This window comes from Pseudomonas sp. BNK-7 (genome assembly GCF_048072025.1).
GTDB classification, from domain to species: domain Bacteria; phylum Pseudomonadota; class Gammaproteobacteria; order Pseudomonadales; family Pseudomonadaceae; genus Aquipseudomonas; species Aquipseudomonas danubii.
This window is the reverse complement of the sequence record NZ_CP182252.1, coordinates 1059712-1086500: the sequence shown is the minus strand read 5'-3', so window position 1 is coordinate 1086500 and position 26789 is coordinate 1059712. Positions and strand designations below refer to the sequence as shown.

The window sequence follows — 26789 nt, the reverse complement described above, 5'->3', positions numbered from 1 at the left end:
GGGAGTGACTGGATGAAGATCATCATCCTCGGCGCCGGGCAAGTGGGCGGCACGCTGGCGGAACACCTGGCCAGCGAAGCCAACGACATCACCGTGGTCGACACCGACGGCGAACGCCTGCGCGACCTCGGCGACCGCCTGGACATCCGCACCGTGCAGGGCCGCGCCTCGTTCCCGACGGTGCTGCGCCAGGCCGGCGCCGACGACGCCGACATGCTGGTGGCGGTGACCAACAGCGACGAAACCAACATGGTTGCCTGCCAGGTCGCCCACACCCTGTTCCACACCCCGACCAAGATCGCCCGGGTGCGCGAAGCCGCCTACCTGACCCGCGCCGGGCTGTTCGACAACGACGCGATCCCGGTGGACGTGCTGATCAGCCCCGAGCAGGTGGTGACCAACTACATCAAGCGTTTGATCGAACACCCCGGCGCCCTGCAGGTGATCGACTTCGCCGAAGGCAAGGCGCAACTGGTGGCGGTCAAGGCCTATTACGGCGGTCCGTTGGTGGGCCAGCAGCTGCGTCAGTTGCGCGAGCACATGCCCAATGTCGATACCCGGGTGGCGGCGATCTTCCGCCGCGACCGGCCGATCATGCCCAAGGGCGATACGGTGATCGAGGCCGACGACGAGGTGTTCTTCATCGCCGCCAAGGCCCACATCCGCGCGGTGATGAGCGAAATGCGCCGCCTGGAGGAATCCTACAAGCGCATCGTCATCGCCGGTGGCGGGCAGATCGGCGAGCGCCTGGCCGAGGCCATCGAAAGCCGCTACCAGGTGAAGATCATCGAGATGAACCCGGCCCGCTGCCGCTACCTGTCCGACACCCTGGACAGCACCGTGGTGCTGCAGGGCAGCGCCTCGGACCGCGATCTGCTGCTGGAAGAGAACATCGCCGACGCCGATATCTTCCTGGCCCTGACCAACGACGACGAGGCCAACATCATGTCCTCGCTGCTGGCCAAGCGCCTGGGGGCGAAGAAGGTCATGACCATCATCAACAACCCGGCCTATGTCGACCTGATCCAGGGCGGCGATATCGACATTGCCATCAGCCCGCAACTGGCCACCATCGGCACCCTGCTGGCCCACGTGCGCCGCGGCGATATCGTCAGCGTGCACTCCCTGCGCCGTGGCGCGGCGGAAGCCATCGAGGCCATCGCCCACGGCGACGCCAAGTCGAGCAAGGTGATCGGCCGCGCCATCGAGAGCATCGGCTTGCCGCCGGGCACTACCATCGGCGCGATCATTCGCGACGAGGAAGTGCTGATCGCCCACGACGACACGGTGATCGAAGCCGGCGACCACGTGATCCTGTTCCTTGTGGATAAAAAGCACATTCGCGACGTGGAAAAACTGTTCCACGTCGGCCTGAGCTTCTTCTGATCAACCACTGTGTATCCGCTGCCGCAGACTGCGATCGACTGCACCGCAGGCGCTGCCCTTGCACAGCCTGCGGCAGCGGCTACATGAGCCCACAGGAGTGACAACGATGCTTGAATCGCTGGAAAAAATGCTCGCCAAGGGTGTGGATAACGCCTTGCTGCGCTTTGGCCTGGGCAAGGGCTATCTGGACCAGGGCGATTTCGCCAGGGCCGCCGAGCACCTGCAGCACTGCGTGAGTTTCGATCCCAAGTATTCGGCGGCCTGGAAGCTGCTGGGCAAGGCTTGCCAGGGACAGGGCGACCTGGCGGCGGCGCGTCAGGCCTGGGAACAGGGCCTGGAAGCGGCCCGGGGGCATGGCGACAAACAGGCAGAAAAGGAAATGACCGTGTTCCTGAAAAAACTCGACCGCCAGTCTCAAGGCTGACCTCTATCCCCTGTAGCCGCTGCCGAAGGCTGCGAACGGCCCGCAGGGACGCAAAGATCTTGAGACGACACAGGTTCGGCTGGAGATCGCCAAGCAAGGCCCTTCGGTCCTTTTCCCAGCCTCGCGGGCTCGGCAGCGGCTACAGGACGATTTCACAGGTAGCGCAGGGCGATCCCTTCCGCGTCCGCCTGGACCACTTCCATGCGCACCCTGGGCGCCGCCGCCGGCAAGCCCTGCACCTGGCCATAGACCACCGCGCCCTTGGGCAATTGCGCCAGGACCGGGCTTTGCACATAGACGCCACTGGCAGACAGGTTGCGAGTCTGCCCCAGGCATTCGCCAATGCTCTCGTGGGAAATCTTGATGCGAAACGACTTGCGGTGCTCGGACATCTTCTGCGCCCTTGTTGTGTGTGCTGTGGATAACGCCCTACGCGAAGTTATCCACAGATCGTGCCAGCTCGGTCAGTACCAGCGTGCCTCACCCGGCGGGCGCTTCTTGAAGCGTTTCATGCTCCACATGTACTGGCTCGGATACGCCCCGACATAGCGCTCGACCACCTTGCTCATAGCCGCACAGGAGGTTTCGGTATCGGTGCTGTACATCTCTTGCGGCGCCGCCTCGAGGATCACCTTGTAGCCCGAGCCATCGGGCAGGCGCAGGGCATGGAGGAACACGCCCACGGCCTTGCCGCCGGCCAGCATGTTCGGCACGAACTTGCTGGTCAGCGCCTGGGTGGCGAAGAAGGGCACGAAGATCCCGGCGGATTCGGCCGGTTCCGGGTCGGCAGGAATGCCCACCGCACCGCCTTTGCGCACTTCCTTGATGACGCTGAGGATGCCTTCCTTGGTGGAGGCCGCCACGCGGTTGCCCAGTTGCACCCGCTGCTTGCGCAGCAGTTCGTCCACGGCCTTGAGCTTGGGCGGACGGTAGAAAATGATCGGTTTGCACTGGCTGCAATAGAAGTGGTTGAGCACTTCCCAGTTGCCCAGGTGGCTGGTGATGCCGACCACGCCCTTGCCCGAGGCCAGGGCGTCCTTGAGTACGTCCAGGCCCTCGACCTCTCGCACCAGAGCAATGGAGCGCTCCGCTGGCCAGATCCAGGCGCAAGCGCTTTCGGTCAGGGACTTGCCGATGTCTTTCAGGCTCTGTCCCACCAGACGCTCGCGCTCGGCGGGGTCCATCTGTGGAAAACATTTGGCCAGGTTGATGCGCACCACGTCGCGGGAGCGATTGGGGGTCTTCCACATGATCCAGCCGATGGCCGCGCCGACCGCCTGCACCGCGCGCCAGGGCAGCAGGGCAAACAACCGCAGAGCGCCCACCAGCAGGGCGCCTTTGAACTTATCCACAAATGACTCCTGATCTGTCGGTCTGAAGCGTGTCGCGAGCCGGCTATTCTAACCGCGCGTTGGTGAGGATGGCGTAACGATCACAGTCGCGGGTGTGATCCATGACCATGCCCGAAGCCTGCATCAGCGCGTAGCAGATGGTCGGGCCGACGAAGGTGAAACCGGCTTTCTGCAGGCCGCGGCTCATGGCTTCGGCCTCCGGGGTCACCGCCGGCACTTCGCTGCGGTCCCGGAAATGATTGATCTTGGGCACACCACCGACGAAGGACCAGAGAAAGGCCACCGGGTCTTCCAGCTCCAGCCAGGCCTGGGCATTGCGCCGGGCGGCGTTGAGCTTGAGGCGGTTGCGGATGATGCCGGGATCCTGCATCAGGTCCTCGATCTCGGCGTCGCTCATCTGCGCCACGCGCTGCACATCGAAGCCGAACAGCACCTGGCGATAGCGCTCGCGCTTCTTCAGCACGGTGATCCAGGACAGCCCGGCCTGGAACCCTTCGAGCAATAACAACTCGAACAGACGCTGTGCATCGCGCAGCGGCACGCCCCACTCCTGATCGTGATAAGCCATGTACAGCGGATCGTCGGAACACCAAAAGCAGCGTGGCATAAGGCTCCAGGGGGCGTGCGCAGGACTGAATCGGGTATACTCCCGCTCCTTAAATCGCAGCCCAAGTAACAGGTGAATTTCGTGAGCCAGCCTACGCCAGCCGTGCGTACCTTCCAAGACTTGATCCTCGCCCTCCAGCAGTACTGGGCCGAGCAAGGTTGTGTGGTACTTCAGCCCTACGATATGGAAGTAGGCGCCGGCACTTTCCACACCGCCACATTCCTGCGGGCCATCGGCCCGGAAACCTGGAACGCCGCTTATGTGCAGCCCAGTCGTCGCCCGACTGACGGCCGCTACGGCGAAAACCCCAACCGCCTGCAGCACTACTATCAGTTCCAGGTGGTCTTGAAGCCCAACCCGGAGAACTTCCAGGAGCTGTACCTGGGTTCCCTGAAGCACGTGGGCCTGGACCCGCTGGTGCACGACATCCGTTTCGTCGAGGACAACTGGGAATCGCCGACCCTGGGCGCCTGGGGCCTGGGCTGGGAAGTCTGGCTCAACGGGATGGAAGTGACTCAGTTCACCTACTTCCAGCAGGCCGGTGGCATCGAGTGCTACCCGGTGACCGGCGAGATCACCTACGGCCTGGAACGCCTGGCCATGTACCTGCAGGGCGTGGACTCGGTATACGACCTGGTCTGGGCCGACGGCCCGTTCGGCAAGGTCACCTATGGCGATGTGTTCCACCAGAACGAAGTGGAGCAGTCGACCTACAACTTCGAACACGCCAACGTCGAGAAGCTGTTCGAACTGTTCGATTTCTACGAAAGCGAGGCCAAGCGCCTGATCGAGCTGGATCAGCCGCTGCCGCTGCCGAGCTATGAAATGGTCCTCAAGGCCTCGCACACCTTCAACCTGCTGGATGCACGCCGGGCGATCTCGGTGACTGCGCGTCAGCAGTACATCCTGCGTGTGCGCACCCTGGCGCGTTCCGTGGCGCAAGCCTACCTGCTGGCTCGCGCCAAGCTGGGCTTCCCCATGGCGACCCCGGACCTGCGTGATGAAGTGTTGGCTAAGTTGGAGGCGGCACAATGAGTGCGCAAGATTTTCTGGTTGAACTGGGCACTGAAGAACTGCCACCCAAAGCCCTGAACACCCTGGCCGAAGCCTTCCTGGCCGGCATCGAGAAAGGCCTGCAGAGCGCCGGCTTGAGCTTTCAGGCCAAGCACGTGTACGCCGCGCCACGGCGCCTGGCGGTACTGATCACCCAGCTGGACACCCAGCAGCCGGATCGCAGCATCAACCTCGACGGCCCACCACGCCAGGCGGCCTTCGACGCTGAAGGCAACCCGACCCAGGCGGCCCTGGGTTTTGCCAAGAAGTGCGGCGTCGAACTCAGCGAGATCGATCAGAGCGGCCCGAAACTGCGCTACAGCCAGAGCATCAAGGGCAAGCCGACCGCCAGCCTGCTGCCGACCATCGTCGAAGACTCGCTGAACGACCTGCCGATTCCCAAGCGCATGCGCTGGGCCGCGCGCAAGGAAGAGTTCGTGCGTCCGACCCAATGGCTGGTGATGCTGCTGGGTGACGACGTCATCGACTGCACCATCCTGGCCCAGAAGGCCGGCCGCGATTCCCGTGGCCATCGCTTCCATCATCCGCAAAGCGTGCGCATCACCTCGCCGGCCAACTACCTGGCCGACCTGCGTGCCGCCCACGTACTGGCCGACGCCAACGAGCGTCGCGAGCTGATCAGCAAGCGCACCGCGGAACTGGCGACCCTGCAGGAAGGCACGGCGATCGTCCCGGCGGACCTGCTGGACGAAGTGACCGCCCTGGTGGAATGGCCAGTGCCACTGGTGTGCTCGTTCGAGGAGCGGTTCCTTGAAGTGCCCCAGGAAGCCCTGATCACCACCATGCAGGACAACCAGAAGTACTTCTGCCTGCTGGACGTGGACGGCAAGTTGCTGCCGCGTTTCATCACCGTGGCCAACATCGAGAGCAAGGACCCGCGCCAGATCATCGAGGGCAACGAGAAAGTCGTGCGCCCACGCCTGACCGACGCCGAGTTCTTCTTCAAGCAGGACAAGAAGCAGAAGCTCGAAGACTTCAACCTGCGCCTGCAGAACGTGGTCTTCCAGGAAAAACTCGGCAGCGTCTACGACAAGGCCGAGCGGGTGTCCAAGCTGGCCGCCTTCATTGCCCCGCGCATCGGCGGCGACGCCCAGCGCGCGGCCCGTGCCGGCCTGCTGTCCAAGTGCGACCTGGCCACCGAAATGGTCGGTGAGTTCCCGGAGATGCAAGGCATCGCCGGCTACTACTACGCCCTCAATGACGGCGAGCCGGAAGATGTGGCCCTGGCCCTCAACGAGCAGTACATGCCTCGTGGCGCCGGCGCCGAGCTGCCAAGCACCGTGACCGGTGCCGCCGTGGCCATCGCCGACAAGCTGGACACCCTGGTGGGGATCTTCGGCATCGGCATGCTGCCCACCGGCAGCAAGGACCCCTACGCCCTGCGTCGCGCGGCCCTGGGCGTGCTGCGTATCCTCATCGAGAAGAAGTTCGACCTCGACCTGAACGACGCCGTGGCCTTCGCCGTCAGCGCCTTCGGCAGCAAGGTCAAGGCCGCCGGCCTGGCCGACCAGGTGCTGGAGTTCATCTTCGACCGTCTGCGTGCCCGTTACGAAGACGAAGGCGTGGATGTGGCCACCTACCTGTCGGTACGTGCCCTGAAGCCGGGCTCGGCCCTGGACTTCGACCAGCGCGTGCAAGCCGTGCAGGCCTTCCGCAAGTTGCCGGAAGCCGCCGCCCTGGCCGCGGTGAACAAGCGCGTGTCGAACCTGCTGAGCAAGATCGAAGGCAATGTGCCGACCACCGTCGAAGCCAAGTACTTCGACAACGCCAACGAGTTCTCCCTGTACTCGGCGATCCAGCAGGCGGACCAGGCCGTCCAGCCGATGGCCGCAGCGCGTCAGTACAGCGAGACCCTGGCCCGCCTGGCCGCCCTGCGCGAGCCGGTGGACGCCTTCTTCGAGGCGGTGATGGTCAATGCCGAGGACGCCAAGGTGCGGGCCAACCGCTATGCGCTGCTGGCGCGTCTGCGGGGCCTGTTCCTGGGTGTGGCGGACATTTCGGTACTGAGCTGATCAGGTAAGGAACTGCTGTGAAACTGCTGATACTCGACCGTGACGGCGTGATCAATCACGACTCCGATGCCTACATCAAATCGGTGCAGGAGTGGATTCCAATCCCCGGCTCGATCGAAGCCATTGCGCAGTTGAGCAAGGCCGGCTGGACGGTGGCGGTCGCCACCAACCAGTCCGGCATCGCTCGCGGCTACTACGATCTGGCCACCCTCGATGCCATGCACGCGCGCCTGCGCGAGCTGGTGGCGGAGCAGGGCGGCGAGGTCGGGCTGATCGTCTATTGTCCCCATGGCCCCGACGAAGGGTGCGCCTGCCGCAAACCGAAACCGGGCATGCTGCGGACCATTGCCGAGCATTACCAGGCAGAACTGACAGGTCTATGGTTTGTCGGTGACAGTCTCGGTGACCTGGAGGCCGCAAAAGCCGTCGACTCTCAGCCAGTATTGGTAAAGACCGGGAAAGGCGAAAAGACCCTGGGGAAAACCCTGCCGGTAGGCACCTTGATTTTTGACGACCTGGCGGCCGTTGCCGCTGAACTTATCCACAATTAGGCCCCTTCTGGCATCCTGACCAAGGACTGTTCGGGAGAGCGCTTTTTAACAGGCGGGCATGCCCGCAATGGTAAATGCCGCTATGTCGATCCTGCAGGCCATCAGAACCTTCTTCTTTTACCTGCTGTTGGGCACCAGTTCCTTGCTGTGGTGCTCCCTGAGCTTTTTTATCGCGCCGTTCCTGCCCTTCAAGGCGCGCTACCGCTTTATCAACGTCTACTGGTGTCGCTGCGCGCTGTGGCTGACCAAGGTATTTCTGAACATTCGCGTGGAAGTGAAGGGCGCGGAAAACGTCCCCGAGCGGCCCTGCGTGATCGTCTCCAATCACCAGAGCACCTGGGAGACCTTCTTCCTCTCGGCCTATTTCGAGCCTTTGAGCCAGGTCCTCAAGCGTGAGTTGCTGTATGTGCCGTTCTTCGGCTGGGCCATGGCCATGCTGCGCCCCATCGCCATCGACCGCGACAACCCCAAGGCCGCGCTCAAGCAGGTGGCGAGCAAGGGCGACGAACTGCTCAAGGACAATGTCTGGGTGCTGATCTTTCCGGAAGGCACTCGCGTGCCCTATGGCACCGTCGGCAAGTTCTCCCGCAGTGGCAGTGCCCTGGCGGTAAACGCCGACCTGCCGGTGCTGCCAGTGGCCCACAACGCCGGCAAGTTCTGGCCGAAGACCGGTTGGGCCAAGCGGCCCGGTACCATTACCGTGACCATTGGCGCGCCCATGTACGCCGAAGGCAGCGGCCCACGCGCCATCGCCGAGCTCAACGACCGGGTGGCGGCCTGGAATGAGCAAGCCCAGCGAGATATGGGCTCATTGCCACCATTGGCGACTTCCACGGATAAGATTGCTGTATGAGCTTCTGTGGATAACCTGTGTACGACTATTCGTACAACGGCTGAAATCGACGCATAAATCACTGATTTATATGTATATTTCCCAAGCTCATAAAATGTGGAAAAACGTGCATAAGTTTTACCGCAGCCAAAAAAACCGGCCTTGATGCCGGTTTTTTTTCGCCTGGAATATCCCCGCGCCCTTATTCCTCCAACAAGGGCAGCTCAAGGATGAAACAGGAACCCTGGCCCACCTCGCTGCGGCAGCTGATCCGCCCTTGATGCCGGTCCACCACCGCCTTGACCATGGACAGTCCCAGGCCCAGGCCATCGATGCCCTTGGCCGAGGCAAACCGCTGGTACTGACCAAACAACAGGGGCAGTTCCTGGGCCGCAATGCCCCGGCCCTGGTCGATGATTTCGCAACGCAGCCAGCCCTCGGCACAGCTCACCCGAACACTGACGGTGGAATTCGCCGGGCTGTACTTGATGGCGTTTTCCAGCAGATTGAACAGGGCCCGGGTCAGCAGCGGCTGATCTGCCAGGACCATGCTCTCGCCTTCCTCGTCCAGATCGTGCACCAGGTGGATATGCTTCAACTGGGCCAGGGTCGTGGCCTGGTCGAAGGCGTCCAGGACCAGCATGGCAAACATGCTCGGCGCGAACTGATAGGCCTCCGACTCGGCCTTGGCCAATTGCACGAATGCCTCGGTCAGCCCCAGGGCTCGACGCACCTGCTGCTCGATCTGGCTGTAGACCTGCCTGGGTGGCGATGGCTGGCGGCTCTGCACGTCCAGCAGCGCGAGGATCGCCGAATGGGGCGCGCGCAGATCATGGGAAAGAAAACGCAGCAGTACGCCCCGTTGCTGTTCGGCGTCCCGCTCGACGCTGAGGTCGGTGAGGCTCAACAACCAACCGATGGCATTGTCACTGTCCACCGGCAGCAACGGCGCCAGTTCCATGCGCAGGCTGCGTTGCTGAATGTCGCGAAACTCCAGCGCCGTCAGTTGCTCAAGCCTGGGATAGTGCGCAGGTTCCGTCAGGCCCGGATAGCCCAGGGCGGCCAATTGCGCGATCAAGGGCTGCCCGACCAGTGAGTGGGCGAATACTTCCCGGGCATTGCGATTGGCCAGCAGAATCTTGCCGTCCGGGTCGCTGATCAGGGTCGCCACCGGCAGGTACTCCAAGCCGTCGGCGATAAAGCGCCGGGTATCCCGGGTCCGGCTCAGGGCCTGTTCCAGGGCGACGATCTGCCCTTGCAGCACATCACCGGCGGGGGTCTGGCTACGACGGCGCTCCGGCAACACCTTGGGCTCGTTGTCCAAGCGCTCCAGCTCCCAACCGAAATAGGCCAGGATCACGCTGAGCCGACGCCAGTTCCAGATCAGGTACGCCAGCAGCATGCCCAGCAGGCTGGCCACCGGCGACCACCAGTAGCCCAGACGCAACATCAGCACCGATCCCAAGAGCGCCAGGCCCATGCAACCCAGGGTTATCCACAAGGCGTGACGCGGTCGCCAGAGCAACAACCCGAGCAAGGCTGCGGTCAGGGCCATGGACCACAGCATCCCCGACCACTGGCCCAGGTCGACGATGCTGCGATGCTGCAACAGGCCATTGAGCAGGTTGGCCTGGATCTCCACCCCCGGGGTGGTGCCCTGGCTGCCGGATTGCGGGGTGACATAACGGTCGCCCAGCCCCGGGGCGGTGGAACCGACCAGGATCAGCCGGTCACGCAGCAACTCGGCGGGCACCTCGCCACGCAGCACGCTGACATAGGGCACGCTGGGAAAGCCCGCCGCCTTGTCGATAAAGGCAATACGTACCGGGTTGGCTCGCAGCCAACCCCTGCTGATCTGTGGAGTCGCGGGGCCCGGCATCAGCGGCGACAGCGGGTCGGCTTCGGTGAGCTGGTAGAGCAACCAGGTCAGCTGCGCCCGCGGTGCCTGCTGCGGACCTTCGCGCAGGTAGACGCTGCGCACGGTGCCGTCGGCATCCGCTTGCGCATTGATATGCCCCAGGCCCCGGGCGCAGTGGCGCAGCACCGGCACCGGTGGGATCTCCTCCAGGTCCTGGCCATAGCGAGCAACCCCCTCGCGCAGCACCGGCAGGAACACCGTGCCGGCGCGGCACAGGGCGGCGGCCAACCGGGTGTCGTTTTCCACAGAGCTGCCGGGCTCGCTGAGGATCACATCGAACAGCACGCCTTTGACCTTGGCATCCGTCAGCCGGTCCAGCAGCTGTCCATGCATCGTCCGGGGCCAGGGCCAGCGTCCCAGTTGCTGCAGGCTGTAGTCGTCGATGGTCACCAACAGAATGCGCGGATCGACCGGCAGCGGGGTAAAGCGTCGCAGGTTGTCATAGAACAGGTTGTTCAACGCCAGGCCCTGGCTCAGGGACAGCAAGGCCGTCAGGGGCAGCAGTATCAGGCCAACCCACAGCCATTCACGTACCAGGCGGCGAAACAGACGCTGGGCCTGGGTCGGTTCACGGCCGTTGGCCCTTTGCTTCCAGAGACTCATCGACGGTCTGCCGACGGCTTATTGAACACGAGTGGTCCTGGGGTAGTAGAAGATGTCATAGACCCCGGTTTCTCCTTCCAGGCCATGCTCGTCGAACGCCGAGAGCCGTACATGATAGAAAAACGCCTTCAGGCCAGTGAAGTTCACTTCCGGGGTGCTGGAGAACTGTTCCTGCTTGATGTTGAGGAAATCCTTGTCGGTGGCCACCTGGGCCCGATAGCGACGGGCACCCGGCAACGGTTGCAGGATCAGTTGCCAGACGGGCAGGGCGCCGGTTTGCCCGGCCTGCCCCAGCAGCCGGGGCGCGGCCAGCAGTTCCACCGGTTTGAGCTCGCCCTGCTTCTGAATACGCAAACCCTGGCGCGCCATGACCTGGACTTCCCCTGGCCGCGGACCTGCAGGTTTATCCACAACGCGCTTGCCGGTACGTTGAGCAGCCTTGCTCGGCGGCTCGTCTTCGCGGCTCACCGCCACCTGGCCGTTGAGCACCTCCACCAGGGATTGCTGATCGTCATTACGCACCCGGAAGTGAGTCCCTCGTACCCCCAACACGCCCACGGGGGTCACGATCTGGAAGCGGTCGTGGTCACTGTTGCGCTTGATCACATAGGACTCGATCTGGCCCTGTTCCAGGACCACCTGAGGAATGCTGTATTGCGTATTGAGTTGCAGGGTGACCTGGGAACTGGAGGGCAACACCACTCGCGAACCATCCCCAAGGGACAGGCTGACGAAAGCCGATGGCGAGGTTTTCACCCCTTCTTTCTCATCGATGCTCATGCCTTCTTCCAGGGCCACCTCGCGGCCCTTGGCATCCAGTTTCCAGGCATCACCCGTCAGATGCTCGACGGTAGCCGGCAAGGGCTGGCCACGGCATTGCTGGTTGTCATCTATATAGGGAGGGCGTTGCGGGGCAGCCTGCACGGCGCACGATGGCAGGATCAGACCCGCTAGCAGCAATGCGGCGCACGCCACCTGCAACCGGCCAACGGACGGAGAAGGGCAGAGGTCATTCATGAATATGCTTTGAGCCTTTGGGAAAACCACGGCGAAATCCTACGCACCATACCTGAGGCAGCGCGTGGGCAGAAAGCCGGACGCTGCGCGGCGTCGCCCAGAGGAGAGAGGACGAGTCGGAACCGGGAGGGAAGCGCACAGGGAGCGAAGAAAGTGACACGTCCCTGTGTCGGAACCGAGGCGACAGGTCGCCCGGCCCAAAGTCCTGAGGAGGCACTCCCTGTATTCCCCTTCAACGACGCACGCAAGCGCGCGTTGTGCCGCCAGCCTGGCGGTTGACACTCCCTGTGTCGGAGCACTTCCAGGTGCCCCCGTGTGCCACTCAGCGAGGAGCAATGTAACGCTGGCCGAGAGGCTGCGACGGATTTGCAATATTTGTTCAGAATCATCGCCGCGTCCTCTTAGAAGACCCACCGCGGCGCGGGTTGCTGCTGAGTCGAAGGCAGGGCTATCCGCCCTATCACCGGTTCGGCGTCCAGGGTCAGGGTCGAGTCACGGCTGACGGGCAAGACCGCCGTCGGCTGGTAGCCATCGACGCTTGTTGCCTGATAGCGGGGGCAGGTCAACGCAGGCAATGCACTGGCACTTATCCCCAGATAAGCAGCCAGCATCAAGCTGAAGAGGCGCACCGGGTCGTCGCCGCTGAATATTCTGACCAGCGCGACCTGGCCTTTCCTTAGCATGTTCCCCATGGTTCTTTTCCTTGCTTGTGCGAGCCGGTATCGTGCTGCTGCAGTAGCCCGCAGGCCCCCGTGCTCCAGGGGCCTTACCGGCTATTTGATATCAGCGTACCGAGGGACCGGGGGCTCAAGAGCAATTCGCCACAATTGTTCAGAATCAGCCAAGACACCTAAACTTCCCCCAGCCCACAGCGCACAAGCGGCTGCCTCGGGCACTCTCGAACCAGAAGGAACGGCCTTGCATGCGTGTCGCAATACTGGATGACGAACCCGCAGAACTGGCACGGGTGGAACAGACACTGCGAGAAATGCCCGGCCCGGGCGAACAGTCCTGGACCCTGCACCGTTTCGAACGGGGAGAGGACCTGTTACGCCAACTGCGGCGGGAAACCTTCGACCTGCTGATTCTCGACTGGCAAGTGCCAGACCTCAGCGGCCTGTCGTTGCTGCGCTGGACCCGCGAGCACATGGACTCGCCTCCGGCGGCCATCATGCTCACCAGCCGTGATGCCGAGAGCGATATCGTCCAGGCCCTGAACACCGGCGCCGATGACTACCTGAGCAAGCCTTTTCGTCCCAACGAACTCAAGGCCCGGGTCAATGCGGTGCTGCGCCGCCACGGCCTGCAGCGCAGCAGCAGCGAGGAGGTCCTGACCTTCAATGACTTGAGTTTCGATGACGCCGAACTGACCGTCACCCGCGCCGGTGCCCCCATCAGCCTGACCGAGCGCGAGTACCGCCTGGCCCGCTGCCTGTTCGCCAACCTGGGCCGGCCGCTGTCCCGGGAGTACCTGTACGAGCGTTTCTGGACCCACGAAGAAATGGTTTCCTCACGGCCCCTGGATACCCACATCTACCGTCTGCGCAACAAGCTCGGACTGACTGCGGACCGTGGCTGGCAGTTGCTGACGATCTACGGCTACGGCTACCGGCTGGAAAGTGTCACGTCACCTGACGAGCAGGGCAACTGACTGCTTGCCGTCAAAAGCGGCTTGAAATCACTGCGGGTCCTGCCAGACATCTTCATAGCCGGCGCGGTCGATGATGAAACGCGTCCCGCTCGGCAGATACAGGTAGTCGATCACCTCTGGCAACAGCTCGGTCAGGTGCTCGGCGCACAGGGGCTGGTAGAAATCCACGGCTGTGGAATGTTCGCCGCAGTGGATAAACCAACTGATCGTGCCGTTCTCCGGCAACTCGACCCGGGTGCCATAGATGGGCGACTGCGCCAGGGAACCGGTGGCCAGTGCAATCATCGGCTCCGGTGCCTGGGGGGCGAGGTCGTAGCGTTCACAGATAAGCTGCTGTCTTTCGTTCATTGCTCCAGCCACCAATTGAGCAAGGTCTCGTCATCGGTGTCATCGAGGTTTTTATAGATGTTGGCGTAGTACCACTCGATGCCCGTGGTCTCGCGGAAGCGGTTGAAGAACCGGGCGATGTTGTCCATGCCGTTTCGCGCCGGCACCGACAATGTCAGATTTCCCTTGTAGCGCCCGTCGAGCATGCCGCCCAATTCGCTCGCCACATCCGCCGCCAGGGCAACGATATGTTCTTCAGGAATGTGATCCGCATAAATGTGGATGCAGAAGTTGCCACCTCGCTTGAGCACCACGGCGGGGGCCTGGGGGTCCTTGATTGAAATGATGTCGCCCTTGGCCAGGTTCAGCGTCAGCCCCGGTGAGTAGAGAATCTCGTAACTGTCCTCATCGAGCCGCCGTACATGCAGCGGCTCATAGACCGGGCCGTGGCTGTTCTGCCCCGCAACAACCCGGATCGATATTTCCTGGTTTTCATCATCCATAACAAATTTCCGAGCAATTGCTGTTTTAAAAAAAGGGTGAAAAGAGCCTGGCCGGGCCCAGCCGCCGCTCGAAGAACAATGACGACTCTCCGCGCTGGGCAAAATCCAGCGTGGTTTTTTCATGGCATTGAAACAGGCTGGGCACTGGAATGAACCGGCCCCACGGCACCTGTGACTCTGCCTGATCAAACAGTACAACGCGCTGTTTATCGTCAGCACTCAGACCACAATCTGCGGCGTTGAAACGCCAGGCGATGGGGAAGCGTGCTTCATCGCATAGGTGGCTGCTTGTACCTGCCAAGGTCAACGTCCTTATTGTCCAGTTAGCCTTCCACTTCCCAGGCCAGATCGGGATCAGCCGAGCCATAGGCCGAGAAATAAGCCAGGGCCTGTCTCGCTCGCTCTTTAACCACACACTGATACCGAGGGTAACTGCCGGACTGGCCGCCGGCGAACAACTCAACCTGCTGATCGTCAGGACTGTCTGCGCTGAGCAGGGTCTGCAACGATTGATCGACGTCCTGGGCGATAAAGACCACATACTGATCGGCCGCACCGCCCCCGATATGCATCAGGGTCTGGTCGCTGAAGAAAAAAACCGTCGAGCTGAAAGCCTTTCCGTCCAGGCGGTTGAACGCGGACAGCACCTGCGTCGAGTCGGGATTCAACCACTCATGGGTGTGACAACGATTACCGGCATATTCATCTTCAATGATTTTCTTGAGCATTTGCCATGACTGCCTTGTGCGGATAAAAACGCAAATCGTTATGGATGAGGGATTGAACAATCTGCCAATAAAAAAGGCCAACGCAAGCGTCGGCCTTTTTATTGTCAGCTGTGTCGCTGGATCAGAAGTCCAGGTTGGACACCGCCAGGGCGTTGCTTTCGATGAAGTCGCGACGAGGCTCGACCGCATCACCCATCAGGGTGTTGAAGATCTGGTCGGCGCCGATGGCGTCTTCGATGGTCACCTTGAGCATGCGGCGCATGCTTGGGTCCATGGTGGTTTCCCACAGCTGGTCAGGGTTCATCTCGCCCAGACCTTTGTATCGCTGGATGGTGTGGCGCTTGGTGCTTTCCGCCATCAGCCAGTCCAGGGCTTCCTTGAACTCGGTGACGGCTTTCTTGCGTTCGCCGCGCTGAACATACGCGCCTTCGTCCAGCAGGGTGCTCAGTTGAGCGCCGAGGGAGACGACGGTCTTGTAGTCGTTGCTGCCGAAGAAGTCGCGGTTGAAGGTGACGTAGTTGGACAGGCCGTGGGAGATCAGCTCGACCTCTGGCAGCCACACATTGCGTTCACGGTCTTCGCGCAGGCTGGCCTTGTAGACCAGGCCCGACTTCTCGGAGGTGCGCAGGCGGGCGTCGTACTTGGCCAGCCAATCCTGCATGGCGGCGTGATCGGACAGTTGCTCCATGGTCACGGCCGGCAGGTAGATGAAGTGCTCGGTCAGTTCCTGCGGGTACAGGCGCGACAGGCGCTTGAGGGTCTTCATCACCATGCGGAAATCGTTGACCAGGCGCTCCAGCGCCTCGCCGGAGATCCCCGGAGCTTCATCGTTCAGGTGCAGGCTGGCATCTTCCAGAGCCGACTGGGTCATGTAGTCTTCCATGGCCTCGTCGTCTTTGATGTACTGCTCTTGCTTGCCTTTCTTGACCTTGTACAGCGGCGGCTGGGCGATGTAGATGTAGCCGCGCTCGATCAGCTCCGGCAACTGACGGAAGAAGAAAGTCAGCAGCAGGGTACGGATGTGCGAACCGTCAACGTCAGCATCGGTCATGATGATGATGTTGTGATAACGCAGCTTGTCGATGTTGTACTCTTCGCGGCCGATGCCGCAGCCCAGCGCGGTGATCAAGGTGCCGACCTCTTGCGAGGAGATCATCTTGTCAAAGCGCGCCTTCTCGACGTTGAGGATCTTGCCCTTGAGCGGCAGGATCGCCTGGGTCTTGCGGTTGCGTCCCTGCTTGGCGGAACCGCCAGCAGAGTCACCTTCCACCAGGTAGAGTTCGGACAGGGCAGGGTCCTTTTCCTGGCAGTCCGCCAGTTTGCCCGGCAGGCCAGCGATATCCAGCGCGCCTTTACGACGGGTCATTTCACGGGCTTTACGCGCCGCTTCACGAGCACGAGCAGCGTCGATCATCTTGCCCACCACCAACTTGGCTTCGTTGGGGTTTTCCAGCAGGAAGTCGGAGAAGTACTTGCCCATTTCCTGTTCGACAGCGGTCTTCACTTCGGAAGACACCAGCTTGTCCTTGGTCTGGGAGCTGAACTTAGGGTCCGGCACCTTCACCGAGATGATCGCGGTCAGGCCTTCACGAGCGTCGTCACCGGTGGTGGCAACCTTGTGCTTCTTGGCCAGGCCTTCGGCTTCGATGTAGGTATTCAGGTTACGCGTCAGAGCAGAACGGAAGCCCACCAAGTGGGTGCCGCCATCGCGCTGTGGAATGTTGTTGGTGAAGCACAACAGGTTCTCGTTGAAGCTGTCGTTCCACTGCAGGGCGATTTCCACGCCGATGCCGTCTTCACGCTGGATGTTGAAATGGAACACCTGGTTGACCGCTGTCTTGTTGGTGTTCAGGTATTCAACGAAGGCACGCAAGCCACCTTCGTACTTGAACAGTTCTTCCTTGCCGCTGCGCTCGTCCTTGAGGACGATGCCGACACCGGAGTTGAGGAAGGACAGTTCACGAATCCGCTTGGCCAGGACGTCCCAGCTGAAGTGGATGTTCTTGAAGGTTTCAGCCGAAGGCTTGAAGTGGATCTGGGTACCGGTGGTTTCGCTGTCGCCAACGATCTTCATCCGCTCTTGTGGAACACCGTGGACATAGGTCTGTTCCCAGATCTTGCCGCTGCGGCGCACAGTGAGGATCAGCTCTTCGGACAGGGCGTTCACTACCGATACACCTACGCCGTGCAGACCGCCGGAGACCTTGTAGGAGTTATCGTCGAACTTACCGCCGGCGTGGAGCACGGTCATGATGACCTCTGCCGCCGAGACGCCTTCTTCTTTATGCACATCCACCGGGATGCCGCGACCGTTGTCGCGAACGGTGATGGATTCGTCCGGGTGGATGATGATGCTGATGTCGTCGCAATGACCGGCCAGCGCTTCGTCGATGGAGTTGTCGACCACCTCGAACACCATGTGGTGCAGACCGCTGCCGTCATCGGTGTCGCCAATGTACATACCGGGACGTTTGCGTACGGCATCCAAACCTTTCAGCACCTTGATGCTGGTCGAGTCGTACGTATTTTCTTCGCTCATGCCTTCACTCCCGATGGTCGTGGGTCTGGGTGATACGGCCTTGTTCCACGTGGAACAAAGCGACTGGCGTTTCCGTCTGCCAGCCTTCCCTCAATAATTCGTGGTCTACACAGGTGATAAACACCTGGCAGCGTAAGTCTTCCAACAAGCGACAAAGTGCGCGGCGATGCTGCTCGTCCAACTCGGACGGCAAGTCATCCACCAGATAAATACACTGACCGCGACGGGCCTGGCTCACCAGGTGCCCCTGGGCAATGCGCAAGGCACAGACCACCAACTTCTGCTGGCCACGGGACAAGATGTCCGCGGCGTTGTGTCCGCCTAAGCGCAGACGCAAATCAGCACGTTGTGGACCGGCCTGGGTATGACCCATTTGCTGATCACGGTGCAGGGCGGCCGCGAGCACTTCACTGAGCTCTCGGTCCTTGTCCCAACCACGGTAATAGCTAAGCGTCAGGCCCTCGAGCTGCAACAACTCGCCCAAGGTCCGCTCAAAGACTGGTTTCAAGGCTTTGATGTATGCGCGGCGGTATTCATCGATTTCAGCGCTGGCCTGACACAGTTCCCGGTCCCAGGCCGCTTGCGAAGCGGCGTCAAGTGTACCATGCCGCAGCCATGAGTTCCGCTGCCGCAGGGCCTTCTGCAACCGCTGCCAGGTGGACATGAAGCGAGGTTCCACATGGAACACTCCCCAGTCCAGGAACTGTCGGCGGATCTTTGGAGCGCCTTCCAGCAGACGAAAGCTGTCCGGATTGATCAGTTGCAGCGGCAGGATTTCCGCGAGCTGCGCCGCACTGCGGGCATTCTGACCGTCGATGCGGATCTGGAACTCCCCCTGACGATCCCGGGATATCCCCAGGCTGCTGTGCCCACCCTGGGCCAACTCCACCTGGCCAAAGACCGTACAAGCCAGCTGTTCATACTGGATCACCGGCAGCAGGCGGGCACTGCGAAACGAGCGGGCAAGCCCCAGCAGGTGGATGGCTTCCAGCACGCTGGTCTTGCCACTGCCGTTGGCGCCGTAGAGAAGGTTGATGCGGGGAGAGGGGGAGAAGGTCACCGGGTGCAGATTGCGCACCGCGGTGACCGAGACGCGACTGAGGGACATCTAGCTTCTGCTGAGCATGATTACAGGCGCATCGGCATGACAACGTAAGCCGAGTCGTCGTTGTCGGATTCCTGCACCAGCGCACTGCTGTTGGAATCGGACAGGATCAGGCGCACCTGTTCGGTGGTCATCACGCCCAGCACGTCCAGCAGGTAGCTGACGTTGAAGCCGATTTCCAGCGAGCCGCCGTTGTATTCAACACCCACTTCTTCTTCCGCTTCTTCCTGCTCCGGGTTGTTGGCCTGGATCTTCAACTGACCATTGGCCAGTTGCAGACGGATACCGCGGTACTTCTCGTTGGACAGGATCGCGGTACGGCTGAAAGCTTCACGCAGGGCCTGACGGTCACCCAGTACCAACTTGTCACCGCCTTTTGGCAGCACGCGCTCGTAGTCAGGGAACTTGCCGTCCACCAGCTTGGAGGTGAAGGTGAACTCGCCGGTAGTGGCGCGAATGTGGTGCTGACCCAGGACGATGCTGACGTTGCCATCGGGCTCGGTGAGCAGACGGGCCAGCTCCAGGATGCCTTTACGCGGCACGATCACCTGGTGACGATCGGGCTGGCCGATATCCGCCTGCATCGAGCACATGGCCAGACGGTGACCGTCGGTGGCCACGGCGCGGATGATCCCGGCGGACACTTCCAGCAGCATGCCGTTGAGGTAGTAGCGCACGTCCTGCTGGGCCATGGCGAAGCTGGTGCGTTCGATCAGGCGACGCAGGCGGCTCTGCTCCAGCTGACAGGTCAGCGAACCCGGGCCTTCTTCCACGGTAGGAAAATCGTTGGCCGGCAGGGTCGACAGAGTGAAGCGGCTACGACCGGCCTTCACCACCAGTTTCTGCTCGTCGACCTTGATGTCGATCAGCGCGTCGTTGGGCAGGCTCTTGCAGATGTCCATCAGCTTGCGCGCGGGAACGGTGATTTCCCCCGGCTCTGCAGGCTCTTCAAGTTGCACACGACCGACCAGCTCGACTTCCAGGTCGGTACCGGTCAGCGACAGTTGCTGGCCTTCGACAACCAGCAGCACGTTGGAAAGTACCGGCAAGGTCTGACGGCGTTCGACGACGCCGGCGACCAGTTGCAGGGGTTTCAACAGGGCTTCGCGTTGAATGGTGAAATGCATGGTCTAGTCCCTTGCCTTAATAAGCTGCGTTGGAGTCATCAAGTGGTCAGAGTACGCAGCAGGTTCTTGTAGTCCTCGCGGATGTCCGCGTCGGATTCCTTAAGTTCATTGATCTTGCGGCAGGCGTGCAGCACCGTAGTGTGGTCGCGGCCACCGAACACATCGCCGATTTCCGGCAGGCTGTGGTTGGTCAGTTCCTTGGACAGGGCCATGGCCACCTGACGGGGGCGGGCTACCGAACGCGAACGTCGCTTGGACAGCAGATCGGAAATCTTGATCTTGTAGTACTCGGCGACGGTGCGCTGGATGTTATCCACAGACACCAGCTTGTCCTGCAGCGCCAGCAGGTCCTTCAACGATTCGCGAATCAGCTCGATGGTGATGTCGCGCCCCATGAAGTGCGAGTGGGCGATGACCCGCTTGAGTGCGCCTTCCAGTTCACGGACGTTGGAACGAATTCGCTGAGCAATGAAGAACGCCGCATCGTGGGGCAGTTCGACTTTAGCCTGGTCGGCCTTCTTCATAAGGATCGCCACCCGGGTTTCCAGTTCCGGCGGTTCGACCGCTACCGTCAGGCCCCAGCCGAAGCGGGACTTGAGGCGTTCTTCCAGGCCTTCGATTTCCTTCGGATAACGGTCGCTGGTGAGAATCACCTGCTGGCCGCCTTCGAGGAGGGCATTGAAGGTGTGGAAGAACTCTTCCTGGGAACGCTCCTTGCGAGCGAAGAACTGGATATCGTCGATCAGCAATGCGTCGACCGAACGATAGAAGCGCTTGAATTCGTTAATGGCGTTGAGCTGCAACGCCTTGACCATATCCGCAACAAAACGCTCGGAATGCAGGTACACGACCTTGGCATTCGGGTTCTTCTTTAATAAGTGGTTACCCACGGCATGCATCAAGTGGGTCTTACCCAGACCGACGCCGCCATAAAGGAAGAGCGGGTTATAGCCATGCTTGGGGTTGTCCGCCACCTGCCAGGCCGCTGCCCGAGCCAGTTGGTTGGACTTACCCTCGACGAAGTTTTCAAAGGTGAAGGTGCGGTTCAGGTAGCTGGTGTGCTTGAGCGCACCTTCTACCTGGACAGTACGCTGCTCAGCGCGTACCGGTGCCTGCTGCGAGCTGGCGCCCGCCATCGGGTCGAAGCTGTCACGAGAGGGTTCTTCGCTGACCTCGGCACTCTTCTGCGCCGCGGCTTTCTTGGCCGGAGCTGAAGTGGGTACCGGAGTTGGCGCAGGAGCCGCCGCCGGGGTGGCATTGGCTGCTGCCGCTTGCAGCGCTTGCGAGGCAGCGGCGGCCAGTGGCGCATTAGGTGCAGCGCGAGGCGCCGAACTGCGTTTGCTGCCTATTAATAAGGAAAGAACCGGCGCACTGCCGTCGCCGTGTTCATCCAGCAGCTCGAGCACGCGGCCCAGGTACTTTTCGTTGACCCAATCGAGAACAAAACGATTCGGTGCGTAGACACGCAACTCGTCGCCTTCGGCTTCGACCTGTAGCGGACGGATCCAAGTGTTGAATTGCTGGGCAGGCAGCTCATCACGCAGAAGCTCCACGCACTGCTGCCAAAGTTCCACTGACACGGATATCCCCTAAGTTGAAAGCCGGTGAGGCAAAAACAAGCGGCCATTGTAGCGATCAGCCGTCCACTTATCCACATGTAGCGTGCCCTCAGGACACTAAGAATCAACGCCTTACCCCGAATAAACACGACCAGTGGTATGTGAATAAGCTCTGTGGATAACCCCACCTGAGGTCATTGCACAACTCGGGTCAAAACTCTGTGGGTAACTCGCCTGTGGATAACCTCTCGTTCCACACACAGGTTTTCCGATAGCGCAGCACAGGCAGAGCACCGTTTCTCAACCGTGTTGTCATCCTCTGTACAGTACGGAATATAAGGGCTTAAGCAAGTTATCCACAGAAGGTGCCGTCCCTAGCCTTTATAAGCTTTACAGAAAAGCTTTAAATACTTTCCTTCTTTATTTTTATATCTAGCCAAGACTGACTCACAACCCAGGACCCGGACATACATAGATAAAGGAAAAGCTGGTTGGAAATTGACCTAGAGGCTTGCTTTCTCTAGAATCGCCGATCTCTTAAAACGGGGGCCATTCCGGCCCGTTGTGGACGAACCAGGTAACACGACATGAAACGTACTTTCCAACCAAGCACTATCAAACGCGCTCGTACCCACGGTTTCCGTGCTCGCATGGCTACCAAGAACGGTCGTGCCGTCCTGTCGCGTCGTCGCGCCAAAGGTCGTGCGCGTCTGGCAGTTTGATAATCCGGCACTGGAGGTGAGTCAGGACTTCAGTCGGGAAAAGCGTCTGCTTACCCCCCGGCACTTCAAGGCGGTCTTTGACTCCCCTACCGGCAAGGTTCCGGGGAAAAATCTCCTGCTCCTTGCGCGCAACAACGACCTGGATCATCCCCGTCTGGGGCTCGTGATCGGGAAAAAGAGCGTAAAGCTCTCCGTTGAGCGCAATCGCCTCAAGCGTCTGATGCGCGAATCGTTTCGTCTCCACCAGGACTCACTGGTCGGATGGGATATCGTTATCGTCGCGCGCAAAGGTTTGGGCGATGTAGAAAACCCCGAATTGATTCAGCATTTCGGCAAACTCTGGAAACGTCTGGCGCGCAACAAGCCGGAACCAGCAGTCAAATCCGAAACTGTAGGGGTAGACAGTCCCGATGCGTAAACTGGCACTCGTTCCGATCCAGTTTTACCGCTATGCCATTAGTCCTCTGATGGCCAATCACTGTCGTTTCTACCCCAGTTGTTCCTGCTACGCGTTAGAAGCCATCGAAAATCATGGCCTTCTGCGCGGTGGCTGGCTGACCTTTCGTCGTTTAGGTCGCTGTCATCCGTGGAATCCCGGTGGTTATGACCCGGTTCCACCTATCCCTACCTCCCGTTCTTCTTCGATGGCCGAGTAATCATGGATATCAAACGCACGATCCTGATCGTCGCCCTGGCAATCGTGTCCTATGTCATGGTTCTTAAATGGAACCAGGATTATGGCCAGGCTGCCCTGCCGACTCAGAATGTTGCTTCCAGCACGACCGCTCCGGGCTTGCCGGATACGCCAACTGGCACTTCCGCTGCCAACGACGACATTCCACGCGCCGCAAGCGATACCACTGCACCCGCAGAAGCGCCGGTTGCTGCAAGCAAAGATCTCATTCAGATCAAAACGGATGTGCTCGACCTGGCTGTCGATCCACAAGGTGGGGATATCGCGCAACTGCGTTTGCCACTGTATCCACGTCGTCAGGACCACCCGGAAATTCCTTTCCAGCTGTTCGATAACGGCAACGAACGGACTTATCTGGCACAAAGTGGCCTGATTGGCAGCAACGGCCCGGACGCCAACCCGGCCGGTCGCCCGATCTACTCGGCAGAGAAGAAAAGTTATCAACTGGCTGACGGTCAGGACCAATTGGTGGTCGACCTGAAGTTCAGCAAGGACGGCGTCAACTACATCAAACGCTTTACCCTGAAGCGTGGCCTGTACGACATCACCGTTTCCTACCTGATCGATAACGAAAGCGCGCAACCTTGGACCGGTGCGATGTTCGCCCAGCTCAAGCGCGACGCCAGTTCCGATCCATCCTCCAGCACCGCCACCGGCACCGCGACTTACCTGGGCGCCGCCCTGTGGACAAGTTCCGAGCCGTACAAGAAAGTGTCCATGAAAGACATGGACAAGGTGAACGAGGACAAAACCAAGGCGCCCATCACTGAAAATGTTCAGGGTGGCTGGGTAGCCTGGCTGCAGCACTACTTCGTGACCGCCTGGATTCCGCCAAAAGGCGAAAACAACCAGGTTCTGGCGCGCAAAGACAGCAAAGGCAACTACATCATTGGCTACACCGGCCCTTCGATGACCGTTGCTCCAGGCGCCAAGGCCGAAACCAGTGCCATCCTGTACGCCGGTCCGAAAAGCCAGGCGGTGCTGAAAGAGTTGTCCCCAGGTCTGGAACTGACTGTCGACTACGGCTTCCTGTGGTTCATTGCCCAGCCGATCTTCTGGCTGCTGCAACATATCCACAGCCTGGTGGGTAACTGGGGCTGGTCGATCATCTTCCTGACCATGCTGATCAAGGGGATCTTCTTCCCACTGTCGGCTGCCAGCTACAAGTCGATGGCGCGCATGCGTGCCGTGGCTCCTAAACTGGCCGCGCTGAAGGAAAAATTCGGCGACGATCGTCAGAAAATGTCCCAGGCGATGATGGAGCTGTACAAGAAAGAGAAGATCAATCCGCTGGGCGGCTGCTTGCCGATCCTGGTGCAGATGCCGGTCTTCCTGTCCTTGTACTGGGTACTCCTGGAAAGCGTGGAAATGCGCCAGGCACCGTTCATGCTGTGGATTACCGACCTGTCGATCAAGGATCCGTTCTTCATCCTGCCGATCATCATGGGCGCCACCATGTTCATCCAGCAGCAGTTGAACCCGACGCCTCCGGATCCGATGCAGGCCAAGGTGATGAAAATGATGCCGATCATCTTCACCTTCTTCTTCCTGTGGTTCCCGGCCGGTCTGGTGCTGTACTGGGTAGTGAACAACTGCCTGTCGATTGCACAACAGTGGTACATCACTCGTAAGATCGAAGCGGCTACCAAGAAAGCGGAAGCCTGACCTACGCTGTGGATAACCACACAAGACGCCCCCTAGTGGGGCGTTTTGCTATCTGTCACTTTTGTCTGGATGTCGGGTTATGAATGTCCCTCGTGAAACCATCGCCGCTGTCGCCACTGCCCAAGGTCGCGGTGGCGTGGGCATCGTACGGATTTCCGGGCCCCTGGCGAGCCTGGCCGCCAAGGCCATCAGCGGCCGTGAATTGAAACCGCGGTTTGCGCATTACGGCCCCTTTCTCAGTGAACAGGGAGAGGTGCTGGATGAAGGCATTGCCCTGTATTTCCCGGGGCCGAACTCCTTCACCGGCGAAGATGTGCTGGAGCTGCAGGGCCATGGCGGCCCCATCGTCCTCGACATGTTGCTGCAGCGCTGCCTGGAGCTGGGTTGCCGGCTGGCCCGACCTGGAGAGTTCAGCGAGCGCGCCTTTCTCAATGACAAGCTCGATCTGGCACAAGCCGAAGCCATTGCCGACCTCATCGAGGCCAGTTCTGCACAGGCCGCGCGCAACGCCTTGCGCTCGCTGCAGGGCGCATTCTCCCAGCGTGTGCATAACTTGACCGAACAGCTGATTGCCCTGCGGATCTATGTCGAAGCAGCGATTGATTTTCCCGAGGAGGAAATCGACTTCCTCGCCGATGGCCATGTGTTGAGCATGCTCGATGCGGTCCGCGACGAGTTATCCACAGTACTGAGGGAGGCCGGGCAGGGCGCCTTGCTCCGTGACGGCATGACGGTGGTGATCGCTGGCCGTCCGAACGCCGGCAAGTCCAGCCTGCTCAATGCCCTGGCCGGGCGTGAGGCGGCCATCGTCACTGATATCGCCGGCACAACTCGGGACATTCTCAAGGAACATATCCACATCGACGGCATGCCGTTGCACGTGGTGGACACCGCCGGCCTCAGGGACACCGAGGATCAAGTGGAAAAAATCGGCGTCGAACGTGCGCTCAAGGCCATCAGTGAAGCCGACCGGGTATTGCTGGTGGTGGACGCCACTGCAGCAGAAGCGGCTGATCCCTTCGCCCTGTGGCCTGAATTTCTTGAGCAGCGTCCGGACCCGGCCAAGGTGACCTTGATCCGCAACAAGGCCGATCTGACTGGCGAGCCCATCGCTCTTGAAACCTGTGAGGATGGCCATGTGACCATCAGCCTCAGTGCCATGTCTGCCGGTGCCGGGCTGGATTTGCTACGTGAGCATCTCAAGGCTTGCATGGGTTATGAACAGACGTCGGAAAGCAGCTTCAGTGCCCGCCGCCGGCACCTCGAAGCGTTGCGCTACGCCAGTGCCGCACTGGAGCATGGCCGTGCCCAGCTGACCTTGGCCGGCGCCGGTGAGCTACTGGCCGAGGATCTGCGGCAGGCCCAGCAGTCCCTGGGAGAAATCACCGGGGCCTTCAGTTCCGATGACCTGTTGGGACGGATCTTTTCCAGCTTCTGCATCGGCAAGTAGAGCCGCACCCAGTGCGCTCCGGCAGAGGTTATCCACACCCCTGCCGGTAGCGGACGGCGTTTATTCCACCGACAGGTAGATGCGTGTCTGCAACTGTGCGGGTGGGGTGACGCGTGGATCGTTCACATAGTGTTCGAACATCGGAAAATCCCCTGGTGTCAGCCCACTGTCAGGCAGCCACTCGGAGAACATCCAGGCATAGGCTTTATCCATCTCGTTGTAGGGGCCCACGTAATTCAGGATTGCGTAGCGCCCTGGAGGAATGTCGAACCTTTCCAGCTGTTCGCCCAGGTCTGCATCGGGCGCGACCGCGACTCCGGCTAGCGAGCGCAATTGCTCAGTCGGGACCTGCTCGGGGTCGTTGAAGTAGACACCGAATCCGCTGGTGTCCGAATGCATGAGCCCCCGGCTGGCGGCCAGCATGAAAGCGCGGGTGAACACCGGACCGATTTCCTGGTAGGAGCCCTGATGAGGCAGGGCTGCCAGAACAACGCCGGGGAAGGTTTCGATTGTGATGGGGTACATATTTGACACCTCAGGGTCGAAAGGACGGGAACGGGTTGCGCGATAACGCCCAGGCGGCAACCCGAAAACACCAGAGAATGCCCGGTTGAATGCCGCCCCCGACTCGTAGCCGGCACGCAAAGCCACCTCGGCCAGATCCGCGTCAGTGCCTGCCAGCGCTGCGGCTGCCAGGTGCATGCGAATGCGTTGCACCGTGGCGTTCAGCGTTTCTCCCATCATTGCGCGGTAGATGCGATGAAAGTGGTAAGCCGACATACAGGCCAGGTCCGCCAGGTGGTACAGGTCCGGATCGCTGTGTGGATGGCTTGCCAGCCAACGCAGCACCGGCTCCATGCGCTGGCCGTAATGGATTCGGGTTGCAGGTTTCATAAGGCCTCCTTGGTACTCCACTGTAGCGACGGCAGATTTGCAGATTTTG

The 26789-nt window shown here is 60.7% G+C and carries 27 protein-coding genes; 12 read left to right on the top strand and 15 right to left on the bottom strand.

Going from position 1 to position 26789, the window contains the following annotated elements; all coding sequences use genetic code 11:
• Positions 1-12 precede the first annotated feature (12 nt).
• On the top strand, positions 13-1386 hold the full coding sequence (gene trkA, locus ACMGF8_RS05110) for a Trk system potassium transporter TrkA (RefSeq protein WP_102862439.1): 1374 nt from the start codon (positions 13-15) through the stop codon (positions 1384-1386).
• A 106-nt stretch (positions 1387-1492) separates the two neighbouring features.
• Positions 1493-1810 carry a tetratricopeptide repeat protein gene (locus ACMGF8_RS05105; RefSeq protein ID WP_102862438.1) on the top strand — a complete coding sequence of 106 codons (318 nt, stop codon included), beginning with the start codon at positions 1493-1495 and terminating at the stop codon, positions 1808-1810.
• 152 nt (positions 1811-1962) lie between these two features.
• Here the strand turns inward: ACMGF8_RS05105 and ACMGF8_RS05100 are convergent, their stop codons facing one another.
• From ACMGF8_RS05100 to ACMGF8_RS05090, 3 genes are all read right to left on the bottom strand, one after another.
• The gene (locus ACMGF8_RS05100; RefSeq protein WP_092318073.1) at positions 1963-2202 is read right to left on the bottom strand and encodes a PilZ domain-containing protein; all 240 of its coding nucleotides are present in this window, start codon (positions 2200-2202) and stop codon (positions 1963-1965) included.
• A 72-nt stretch (positions 2203-2274) separates the two neighbouring features.
• Positions 2275-3162, bottom strand: a complete 888-nt coding sequence (locus ACMGF8_RS05095) for a lysophospholipid acyltransferase (RefSeq protein WP_102862437.1) — start codon at positions 3160-3162, stop codon at positions 2275-2277.
• A 43-nt stretch (positions 3163-3205) separates the two neighbouring features.
• Positions 3206-3769: a DNA-3-methyladenine glycosylase I gene (locus ACMGF8_RS05090; protein WP_115581289.1), complete on the bottom strand. Its 564-nt coding sequence runs from the start codon at positions 3767-3769 to the stop codon at positions 3206-3208.
• A gap of 81 nt (positions 3770-3850) precedes the next feature.
• Here ACMGF8_RS05090 and glyQ point away from each other — a divergent pair, with 81 nt between their 5' ends.
• From glyQ to ACMGF8_RS05070, 4 genes are all read left to right on the top strand, one after another.
• Positions 3851-4804: a glycine--tRNA ligase subunit alpha gene (glyQ, locus tag ACMGF8_RS05085; protein WP_003177094.1), complete on the top strand. Its 954-nt coding sequence runs from the start codon at positions 3851-3853 to the stop codon at positions 4802-4804.
• Positions 4801-6855, top strand: a complete 2055-nt coding sequence (gene glyS / locus ACMGF8_RS05080; protein WP_416758886.1) for a glycine--tRNA ligase subunit beta — start codon at positions 4801-4803, stop codon at positions 6853-6855. Before glyQ ends, glyS begins: the two co-directional genes overlap by 4 nt.
• Positions 6856-6872: 17 nt before the next feature.
• The gene (gmhB, locus tag ACMGF8_RS05075; RefSeq protein ID WP_092318060.1) at positions 6873-7406 is read left to right on the top strand and encodes a D-glycero-beta-D-manno-heptose 1,7-bisphosphate 7-phosphatase; all 534 of its coding nucleotides are present in this window, start codon (positions 6873-6875) and stop codon (positions 7404-7406) included.
• Positions 7407-7488: 82 nt separating this feature from the next.
• Positions 7489-8259 carry a lysophospholipid acyltransferase family protein gene (locus ACMGF8_RS05070; protein ID WP_102862434.1) on the top strand — a complete coding sequence of 257 codons (771 nt, stop codon included), beginning with the start codon at positions 7489-7491 and terminating at the stop codon, positions 8257-8259.
• A 181-nt stretch (positions 8260-8440) separates the two neighbouring features.
• Here ACMGF8_RS05070 and ACMGF8_RS05065 read toward each other — a convergent pair whose 3' ends face one another.
• The 3 genes from ACMGF8_RS05065 to ACMGF8_RS05055 form a co-directional block, all read right to left on the bottom strand.
• Complete coding sequence (locus tag ACMGF8_RS05065; protein ID WP_416758883.1) at positions 8441-10759, bottom strand: CHASE2 domain-containing protein; 2319 nt, start codon at positions 10757-10759, stop codon at positions 8441-8443.
• Positions 10760-10777: 18 nt separating this feature from the next.
• Positions 10778-11776 carry a FecR family protein gene (locus tag ACMGF8_RS05060; RefSeq protein ID WP_416758881.1) on the bottom strand — a complete coding sequence of 333 codons (999 nt, stop codon included), beginning with the start codon at positions 11774-11776 and terminating at the stop codon, positions 10778-10780.
• 401 nt (positions 11777-12177) lie between these two features.
• Positions 12178-12468, bottom strand: a complete 291-nt coding sequence (locus ACMGF8_RS05055; RefSeq protein ID WP_102862431.1) for a hypothetical protein — start codon at positions 12466-12468, stop codon at positions 12178-12180.
• A 230-nt stretch (positions 12469-12698) separates the two neighbouring features.
• On the opposite strand from ACMGF8_RS05055, the gene ACMGF8_RS05050 reads away from it, so the two are divergent.
• Positions 12699-13427 (top strand): response regulator transcription factor, encoded by a 729-nt coding sequence (locus ACMGF8_RS05050; protein ID WP_102862430.1) that lies wholly within the window; start codon positions 12699-12701, stop codon positions 13425-13427.
• 27 nt (positions 13428-13454) lie between these two features.
• Here the strand turns inward: ACMGF8_RS05050 and ACMGF8_RS05045 are convergent, their stop codons facing one another.
• From ACMGF8_RS05045 to dnaA, 8 genes are all read right to left on the bottom strand, one after another.
• Positions 13455-13775, bottom strand: a complete 321-nt coding sequence (locus ACMGF8_RS05045; protein WP_416758879.1) for a hypothetical protein — start codon at positions 13773-13775, stop codon at positions 13455-13457.
• On the bottom strand, positions 13772-14257 hold the full coding sequence (locus tag ACMGF8_RS05040; protein WP_102862428.1) for a DUF4265 domain-containing protein: 486 nt from the start codon (positions 14255-14257) through the stop codon (positions 13772-13774). Before ACMGF8_RS05040 ends, ACMGF8_RS05045 begins: the two co-directional genes overlap by 4 nt.
• Before the next feature lie 25 nt (positions 14258-14282).
• Positions 14283-14558, bottom strand: a complete 276-nt coding sequence (locus ACMGF8_RS05035) for a hypothetical protein (protein WP_207814922.1) — start codon at positions 14556-14558, stop codon at positions 14283-14285.
• A 22-nt stretch (positions 14559-14580) separates the two neighbouring features.
• Complete coding sequence (locus ACMGF8_RS05030) at positions 14581-14985, bottom strand: Imm1 family immunity protein (RefSeq protein ID WP_102862426.1); 405 nt, start codon at positions 14983-14985, stop codon at positions 14581-14583.
• A gap of 121 nt (positions 14986-15106) precedes the next feature.
• On the bottom strand, positions 15107-17524 hold the full coding sequence (gyrB, locus tag ACMGF8_RS05025) for a DNA topoisomerase (ATP-hydrolyzing) subunit B (RefSeq protein WP_102862425.1): 2418 nt from the start codon (positions 17522-17524) through the stop codon (positions 15107-15109).
• Positions 17525-17528: 4 nt separating this feature from the next.
• Positions 17529-18632 (bottom strand): DNA replication/repair protein RecF, encoded by a 1104-nt coding sequence (gene recF, locus ACMGF8_RS05020; protein WP_102862424.1) that lies wholly within the window; start codon positions 18630-18632, stop codon positions 17529-17531.
• A 20-nt stretch (positions 18633-18652) separates the two neighbouring features.
• Positions 18653-19756, bottom strand: a complete 1104-nt coding sequence (gene dnaN / locus ACMGF8_RS05015; RefSeq protein ID WP_011058392.1) for a DNA polymerase III subunit beta — start codon at positions 19754-19756, stop codon at positions 18653-18655.
• A 38-nt stretch (positions 19757-19794) separates the two neighbouring features.
• Positions 19795-21336, bottom strand: coding sequence for a chromosomal replication initiator protein DnaA (gene dnaA, locus ACMGF8_RS05010; RefSeq protein ID WP_416758874.1), 1542 nt, complete (start codon positions 21334-21336; stop codon positions 19795-19797).
• A gap of 566 nt (positions 21337-21902) precedes the next feature.
• Here dnaA and rpmH point away from each other — a divergent pair.
• The 5 genes from rpmH to mnmE all read left to right on the top strand — a co-directional run bounded on the left by rpmH (position 21903) and on the right by mnmE (position 25846).
• Positions 21903-22037, top strand: coding sequence for a 50S ribosomal protein L34 (rpmH, locus tag ACMGF8_RS05005; RefSeq protein WP_003213577.1), 135 nt, complete (start codon positions 21903-21905; stop codon positions 22035-22037).
• Between the two features lie 16 nt (positions 22038-22053).
• On the top strand, positions 22054-22455 hold the full coding sequence (gene rnpA, locus ACMGF8_RS05000; protein WP_197662869.1) for a ribonuclease P protein component: 402 nt from the start codon (positions 22054-22056) through the stop codon (positions 22453-22455).
• Positions 22448-22693, top strand: a complete 246-nt coding sequence (gene yidD / locus ACMGF8_RS04995; protein ID WP_003213574.1) for a membrane protein insertion efficiency factor YidD — start codon at positions 22448-22450, stop codon at positions 22691-22693. Before rnpA ends, yidD begins: the two co-directional genes overlap by 8 nt.
• 2 nt (positions 22694-22695) lie before the next feature.
• Positions 22696-24396 (top strand): membrane protein insertase YidC, encoded by a 1701-nt coding sequence (yidC, locus tag ACMGF8_RS04990; RefSeq protein WP_102862422.1) that lies wholly within the window; start codon positions 22696-22698, stop codon positions 24394-24396.
• Between the two features lie 79 nt (positions 24397-24475).
• Entirely contained in the window at positions 24476-25846 is a 1371-nt protein-coding gene (gene mnmE / locus ACMGF8_RS04985) for a tRNA uridine-5-carboxymethylaminomethyl(34) synthesis GTPase MnmE (RefSeq protein WP_207166815.1), read from the top strand.
• Positions 25847-25906: 60 nt separating this feature from the next.
• Here mnmE and ACMGF8_RS04980 read toward each other — a convergent pair whose 3' ends face one another.
• Positions 25907-26740, bottom strand: coding sequence for an AraC family transcriptional regulator (locus tag ACMGF8_RS04980; RefSeq protein WP_102862420.1), 834 nt, complete (start codon positions 26738-26740; stop codon positions 25907-25909).
• Between the last annotated feature and the right edge of the window lie 49 nt (positions 26741-26789).